9 protein-coding genes are annotated in these 6,870 nt (G+C 43.1%); 3 read left to right on the forward strand and 6 right to left on the reverse strand.

Annotated features, from left to right (window positions below; translation table 11 throughout):
- The 3 genes from Q0J48_RS05990 to metF form a co-directional block, all read right to left on the reverse strand.
- On the reverse strand, positions 1 to 2,162 hold a 2,162-nt coding region (locus Q0J48_RS05990), incomplete at its 3' end, for a homocysteine S-methyltransferase family protein (RefSeq protein WP_296242495.1).
- Positions 2,159 to 2,752 (reverse strand): vitamin B12 dependent-methionine synthase activation domain-containing protein, encoded by a 594-nt coding sequence (locus Q0J48_RS05995; RefSeq protein WP_296242496.1) that lies wholly within the window; start codon positions 2,750 to 2,752, stop codon positions 2,159 to 2,161. The genes Q0J48_RS05995 and Q0J48_RS05990, both read right to left, overlap by 4 nt.
- Positions 2,749 to 3,609, reverse strand: a complete 861-nt coding sequence (gene metF, locus Q0J48_RS06000; protein WP_296242497.1) for a methylenetetrahydrofolate reductase [NAD(P)H] — start codon at positions 3,607 to 3,609, stop codon at positions 2,749 to 2,751. The genes Q0J48_RS05995 and metF overlap by 4 nt, the downstream gene beginning before the upstream one ends.
- A 118-nt stretch (positions 3,610 to 3,727) precedes the next feature.
- Here metF and Q0J48_RS06005 point away from each other — a divergent pair, with 118 nt between their 5' ends.
- Together Q0J48_RS06005 and Q0J48_RS06010 are read left to right on the forward strand one after the other, a co-directional pair.
- Positions 3,728 to 4,252 (forward strand): biotin transporter BioY, encoded by a 525-nt coding sequence (locus Q0J48_RS06005; RefSeq protein ID WP_296242498.1) that lies wholly within the window; start codon positions 3,728 to 3,730, stop codon positions 4,250 to 4,252.
- A 123-nt stretch (positions 4,253 to 4,375) separates the two neighbouring features.
- Entirely contained in the window at positions 4,376 to 5,224 is an 849-nt protein-coding gene (locus Q0J48_RS06010; protein WP_296242500.1) for a YitT family protein, read from the forward strand.
- A gap of 43 nt (positions 5,225 to 5,267) precedes the next feature.
- On the opposite strand, the gene aroQ is transcribed toward Q0J48_RS06010, so the two are convergent.
- From aroQ to Q0J48_RS06025, 3 genes are read right to left on the reverse strand one after another with little or no spacing between them, the layout of a single operon-like run.
- The gene (aroQ, locus tag Q0J48_RS06015; protein ID WP_296242501.1) at positions 5,268 to 5,717 is read right to left on the reverse strand and encodes a type II 3-dehydroquinate dehydratase; all 450 of its coding nucleotides are present in this window, start codon (positions 5,715 to 5,717) and stop codon (positions 5,268 to 5,270) included.
- A gap of 4 nt (positions 5,718 to 5,721) precedes the next feature.
- The gene (locus Q0J48_RS06020; protein WP_296242503.1) at positions 5,722 to 6,063 is read right to left on the reverse strand and encodes a VOC family protein; all 342 of its coding nucleotides are present in this window, start codon (positions 6,061 to 6,063) and stop codon (positions 5,722 to 5,724) included.
- Complete coding sequence (locus tag Q0J48_RS06025; RefSeq protein ID WP_296242504.1) at positions 6,064 to 6,228, reverse strand: ketopantoate reductase C-terminal domain-containing protein; 165 nt, start codon at positions 6,226 to 6,228, stop codon at positions 6,064 to 6,066.
- A 25-nt stretch (positions 6,229 to 6,253) separates the two neighbouring features.
- Between Q0J48_RS06025 and Q0J48_RS06030 the strand changes: the two genes are divergently transcribed.
- Positions 6,254 to 6,721, forward strand: a complete 468-nt coding sequence (locus Q0J48_RS06030) for an AraC family transcriptional regulator (RefSeq protein ID WP_296242506.1) — start codon at positions 6,254 to 6,256, stop codon at positions 6,719 to 6,721.
- Positions 6,722 to 6,870: the final 149 nt, after the last annotated feature.

Below are 6,870 nucleotides of genomic sequence, written 5' to 3' on the forward strand. Positions count from 1 at the left end.
AAAGAGATCTTTTCCTTTTTCACACAGGAAACAATCTGTTCCGGAGCAACATCCTTTCCCAGATCAATTACTTCATATCCATAGTTTTCCAATAAAACTTTTACGATATTTTTCCCGATATCATGAATATCCCCTTGAACCGTGGCAAGCACGATCCTTCCTTTGGCGATCTTTTTATCTTGCGGCATTTTATCTTTGATCACCGCAAAGCTGACCTTAGCCGCTTCAGCACTCATCAAAAGCTGCGGCAGAAACAAAGTCCCTGCTTCGTATTCTTTTCCTACTTGATCCAAAGCCGGGATCAGTTCGGCATCGATGATCTCCAATGGTTCTTTTTGATTCAAAAGTTCTTTTGTCAGCAGTTCTGCCTTTCCTTTTAAGCCTGCCTGGATGGCTTGCGTCAAAGTCATATCTTCTGAAGCATCCGAAACTTTGGGAATCAAAGCGGATCCATAAGCTCCAATATAGCCTTGGCATTGAGGATCCAGGGCCTGTAAAGCCAAATACGAACGATAGGATTTCATCATCGCTTCGCTGTTAGGGTTGATGATTGCGCAAGATAGACCTTTCGTTAAAGCCATCGTCAAAAAATGCGAATTGATGATGTCTCGTTGCGGCAATCCAAATGAAATATTGGAAACGCCCAAGATCGTGTGGCCATGGAATTCCCTCGAGATTGTTTCAATGGTTTCCATGGCCACCACTCCGGCATGGCTCGAGCTGGAGATCGTCATCGCCAGACCATCGATCACGATATCTTTTGAGGGAATACCATATTCTTTAGCTTTGGCATAAATTTTTCGCGCGATATCCACTCGCTCTTTAGCTGTTTCCGGGATCCCTTGTTCATCTAAACAAAGTCCCACAACGACGGCTCCATATTTTTTGATCAAAGGAAAAACCGTTTCCATCGATTCAAGTTTCCCATTCACAGAATTGACCATAGGTCTTCCATTATAGATTCGCAAGCCTCGTTCCAAAGCCTCCAGATTCCCCGTATCGATCTGGAGCGGGCAAGCACTGACGCTCTGGATCTGATAGATCATTTCTTTCATCATAAAAGCTTCATCAATTTCCGGCAATCCCACATTGACATCTAAGATCTGCGCCCCCGCCGCTTCTTGTTCTAAAGCTTGCGACAAAACATATTCATATTCCTGATGACGAAGGGCTTCTTTTAAACGCTTTTTCCCTGTCGGATTGATTCTTTCTCCAATCACGATGGGTTGCGGACCCAGTTGTACGGCTTGCGAATAAGAAGTGACCCAAGTCTGATTCTTGGGTATGATCGGATGAAAAGGACAAGATTGAATCGCTTGAACCAGGGCTTTGATCGTGGATGGCGTCGTTCCGCAGCAGCCGCCCACTCCTTGTACACCGAATGATGCGATCTTTTTCATCCAACAAGCAAACTCTTCATCACTGAGATCATAGATGGTTTGATCTTCAACCTGCCGTGGCAGTCCCGCATTAGGATTGACAATCACCGGTAAAGAGGAGATATGAACAATCTCTTGAACGATCGGTATCATCTGTTCCGGCCCTAATCCACAGTTGATCCCTACGGCATCGGCATGCAGCCCTTCGCACATCGGGATCACCGATTGGACACTGCCGCCGCTTAACAAGCGATGGTTTTCATCAAAGATAAAGGTGATAAAGACAGGCAGATCACAATTTTCTTTGGCAGCCAAAAGGGCGGCCTTCGCTTCATAACTGTCCGACATTGTTTCAATCAACACTAAATCAGCACCAGCTTTGGCCCCGGCTTTGACCATTTCCGCAAAAGTTGAGACCGCTTCTTCAAAATCAAGATCTCCCATTGGTGCCATCAGCTTTCCGGTAGGCCCGATATCCAATGCGACATAAGCATCCTGACGTCCTGTTTCCTGCACTGCTTTTTTGGCCAAAGCGATCCCTGCCGTAACAACTTCTTCTACATTTTCCACTTTGAATCGGTTGGCTCCAAATGTGTTGGCGTTGATGATATGAGCCCCTGCTTCCAGATATGCTTTATGGATCTCTACCAAAGCGTCAGGATGACTAAGATTCCACATTTCCGGACATTGTCCGGCCGTCAGTCCTTTTTTCTGTAACATCGTTCCCAAAGCCCCATCAAAAAAGATCCATTCGGTATTGATTCGCTCTTTCAATGTTTTCATAGCCGGTCTCCTTTCTTTTCCCATCCAATCACTGCCGTTACAGATTTATTAGGGACCATGAGATTCCCTTTCGTCAAAGAAACCCCGATTGTTTTCGGCATCTCTAAAAGTCGTATAAAGTCTTTTTGGTGGTTTAAGTCAAAATCACCATATCCGCAAGAATAGCGAGCGTGACAAATATAGCCTTGATCATGGGCTTCTTGTCGAATTTGTTCATTGATCTGATCGACATAGGCCTCGATCAAAGCACAGCCAACCGCCTGTAAAACAACCGCTTTGGAAAGATCCATGATCTTCGCACGCTGGATCAAGCGATCCGGCAACGGTCCTAAGGTGGCCGCCATGCAGACACATTTTGTACAATTCTTCAAATTCTTGCCGAGATCTTTCGAGTGAATATGTACATCCGCAAACCTGATCTCATCTTCCGTCAAAAGATCAATGGTATAGCTTTTTTGTATCGATCGAAAACTGCACGCCTGCAATTCATCCACGGTCTTTTCCACGAGTTCCTGGATCTCTGGATCCGGGACATCTTTGCCATAGCCCAAATAACGATAGATTTCTTTTCTTGATACTTGCCTGTTCATTTTAAGATCCCGGAAAGATTATTCTGTATGGCAGCGGCCACATCGGGTTTATTCATAGAATACACATGAATATGTTTGATCCCGTTCGCAATCAGATCAATGATCTGTTCACTCGCATAAATGATGCCTGCTTGTTTCATCGCTTGCGGATCGTCGCCAAAATGATCCACGATTGCCTTGAAACGCTCCGGCACTTGTGTCCCTGACATTTGTACGCTTCGTGACAGCTGTTTTTTATTGGTGATCGGCATGATCCCGGCTAATACCGGAACATGGATCCCGGCCTCGCGGATTCGATATAAGAAATTATAAAAGACATGATTATCAAAAAACATTTGGGTCGTCAAAAAATCGCAGCCAGCCTCGACCTTCTGTTTGAGATGCAGGATATCCTCCTTTTTATGTTCACATTCAATGTGACCTTCCGGATAACAAGCGCCGCCTATGCAGAAATCTCCATGTTCTTTGATTTCGCGAATCAGTTGATATGCGTAACTATAATCATGGGCCACTTTGCCATCCTTGGGAATATCTCCGCGAAGCGCCAAGATATTTTCAATGCCGGCTTGTTGGAAACTTTGGATCATATTCGATACATGTTCGCGCGTGCTGGAAACACAAGTCAGGTGAGCAATCACTTCGGTCCCGGTCTTTTGATACAAATCACGAGCCAGATCCACGGTATACTGACTGGTTCCACCGCCGGCCCCATACGTGATTGACATAAAGTCAGGATGCAAAGAGGCGATCTTGCGGGCCGCTTCTTCTACTTTTGTATAATCATCCATTTTTTTAGGGGGAAATACTTCGAAAGATAAGGTGACCTTATCTTGATTCAACACTTCGATGATTTTCATGAGCTTTCCTCTTTTCAATTCATTATTAGCTCAATTATACGTTGTTTTGAGATGAAAGAAAAGTAAGTTTACTTTGACTATCAAAATAGTTACAATGGATGCATTGGGGGAGATAAATATGGATATGAAAGAACTTTGTACAGGCGGTGTCTCGATTGCGCTCTTGAGCATTTGTTCATGGATCACGATTCCTTTTACGATTCCTTTCACGTTGCAGACCTTTGCGATTTTTTTGATCATTTTTTTATATGGAGGAAAAAAGGCAACAATCTATATCGGCTGTTATATCCTTTGCGGCCTTGCCGGTTTTCCCGTCTTCTCTAGTTTTCGCGGAGGTCTGAGTGTTTTACTGGATCTCTCCGGGGGTTATATCTTGGGCTTTTTGATCAGCAGCCTATTTATGTGGTCAACGGAAAAGCTCTGGTCCAATCATTCCTGGCATTTTCTTTGGACTGCCATTGTGGGATTGTTTCTTTGTTACGGCTTTGGAACTTTTTGGTTCTTGTGGATCCAGCTTCAAAAACAGATCTCTTTCTCTGTTTTTCAAACCTTGATGATCTGTGTAATTCCTTTTGTGATCCCGGATCTGATCAAAATTTGGTTTTCTTATCAAGTCGGGAAACGTTTGAAACCTTTTGTATAGGGGACTCTTTTCTTTTTTGATAAATTTCTTTATAATTTTCTTGTATTAGACAGATAGTCTTGATCCACGCTTGTTAGGGAAAACATTCTAACAAGTGTGTTTTTTTTGTGGAGGGCACAGTCTATGAAATTCTTTTATAAATTTATTCCGGTTTTAGTGGGAAATCTGATCTACGCACTGATCGTAAAACTCTTTATTTTACCTACCAGCTTAATGAGTTCCGGAACGACCGGGATCGCATTATTTATGAATCATATGTTTGAGATCCCCGTCTCTTTATTCATTTTGATCTTCAATCTATGCATGTTGATCATCGGTTTTCTCATTTTAGGAAAAACGTTTGCGATGACCACCATTGCCAGCACGATCCTATATCCTTTGTTTCTGGAATTTTTCAACCAATGTTTAGGCAACTATGTCATCACAGACAATGCGCTTCTAAATACAATTTTTGCCGGCATGGGCATCGGCCTTGCCTTAGGAATCGTGATTCGCAGCGGAGCCAGTACTGGCGGCATGGATATCCCTCCGCTTTTGCTCCATCACTTTTTTCGAATTCCTGTCTCGGCAAGCTTATATGTGTTTGATTTCATCATTTTATCTTGTCAAACCTTATACAATCCTATGGAAAGATTGTTATACGGAATTTTATTGATTCTTTTAACTTCGGTTGTACTGGATAAGGTGATCTTGATGGGAACAACAAGAACGGAAGTGAAGATCATCAGTCCACGGTCTCAAGAGATTGCCAAGAATATCTTGTCCAATGTGGATCGAGGCGTCACTTTACTGGATGCCAAAGGCGGTTATTCCCAACAAAAACAGGAAGTGATCTTAACGATTATTTCTAACCGGGAACTGCCTAAGATCGAAAAACTGATTCGTAATATCGATCCCGATGCCTTTATGGTCGTCAGTCGTGTCAGCGAAGTATGGGGCCGTGGCTTCTCTTCGAAAAAACAATATCAATAAAAAAAACGAGTTTGGCTGACCAAGCTCGTTTTGTTTTTCGTTCTTATTTGTTTTCTTCTGCGAAAAGATCCGCTAATCCTTTTACAGCCAAAGTGTAAGCGGAAGCTCCCATACCGGCAATAACACCATGAGCGACCGGTGCAATCACAGAATGAGAACGGAAATCTTCACGGTTGAAGATATTGGACATATGCACTTCGATGATCGGGCATTCCAAGATCTCCAGCGCATCATGGATCGCATAGCTGTAATGTGTCCATGCCCCTGGATTGATGATCACACCATCGTAGTTTTCATAGAATACTTCATGGATCTTATCCACAATATCTCCTTCGTGATTCGACTGGTAAGAATCCACGCGAATATTTTCTTTTTCTGCCGTTTCAACGATCAAACGATCGATTTCTTCCAGCGTGATCGTCCCATATTGTTTCGGGTCTCTTTTTCCATACATATTATGGTTCACGCAATGCAGCATCATTACTTTTTTCATTTTTTTATGACTCCTTTTTCTTTTCTTCAATGACCTCAATACAAAGTCCGCTTTCCAAACAGATCCAGTTATGTCCCTGCGGCAATTCTTTGACTCCCAAGGCATATGCCTTTTCTAACACTTTATCCATGTCTTGGGTCATGATGCCCAAGTGGTCGGCCCGTCCTTCCGGTCCTTCAAAATCAGGTGTTTCATTCAGCTGAAGCCCGCCGTCTAACCAGACTTTTCGATAAGGGAACTCCCCCATTTCCATTGTGACCTGCATATCAAAGATGTTTTTAAAGAAATCAATATGCCAATCTAAATCCTTTACCCGAAGGGCCATATGCTCCAAATAGGCTCCCATTTATTTGGACTCCTTTTTCAAGCTTGGTTGGTAAACCAACAAGAATTTTTCAATTCCTTTTACACAAGTCACCAAAGTTTGGTTGACTGGTGTAGGGATTCCGTATTTCTTTCCCCAATCCACGACAGCACCATTGATGAAATCGATTTCTGTCTTTCTTTTCATTTCAAGACTTTGTTGAATCGAAGTCTTGAACGTTGGAGGAAGCCCTTCGCCGACGGCGCTTGCCGCCATGGATCTGCTGGCTGCTTCTCTGGCATCGATCTATGTAGAAATCTTTCGCAGCGATCCCATCTTGGAGCGCCATGGGGATTCTTCGTTTGCCCGCGATATTTTGATCTATATCAACGAAAATTACACCTCTCCGATTTCCTTGAAGAAACTTTCGGAGGTCTTCCATATCAGTCAGGATCATATCAGCCATGAATTTGCCAAAGTTTACGGAATCTCTCCGATCAACTACGTGATCGATCGCCGGCTCAGCGAGACAAAGTGGATGTTGATCAATACATCCGATACCCTGGCTTCCATTTCCCGCAAAGTGGGATACGATAATACATGGCATTTTTCCAGCTTGTTCCAAAAAAGATTAAAGTATCCTCCTTTAAAATTTCGGGAGCTGTATCGCTACTCTCAAGACGAGGAAGAAGGAAGCTGACCAAAAAGCACAAAAAAAGCTCAGTTTTGAGCTTTTTTTCATGATCAAGATTTGAATTACTCGTAATCGGTGATTCCTTCTCCGGTATTCGGGTAGAAATGAGAATAAACCACATCCATCGAGAAAACGATCAATAAGAATATACAAAC

The sequence above is a fragment of the uncultured Faecalicoccus sp. genome, assembly GCF_944325745.1.
GTDB lineage: Bacteria > Bacillota_I > Bacilli_A > Erysipelotrichales > Erysipelotrichaceae > Faecalicoccus.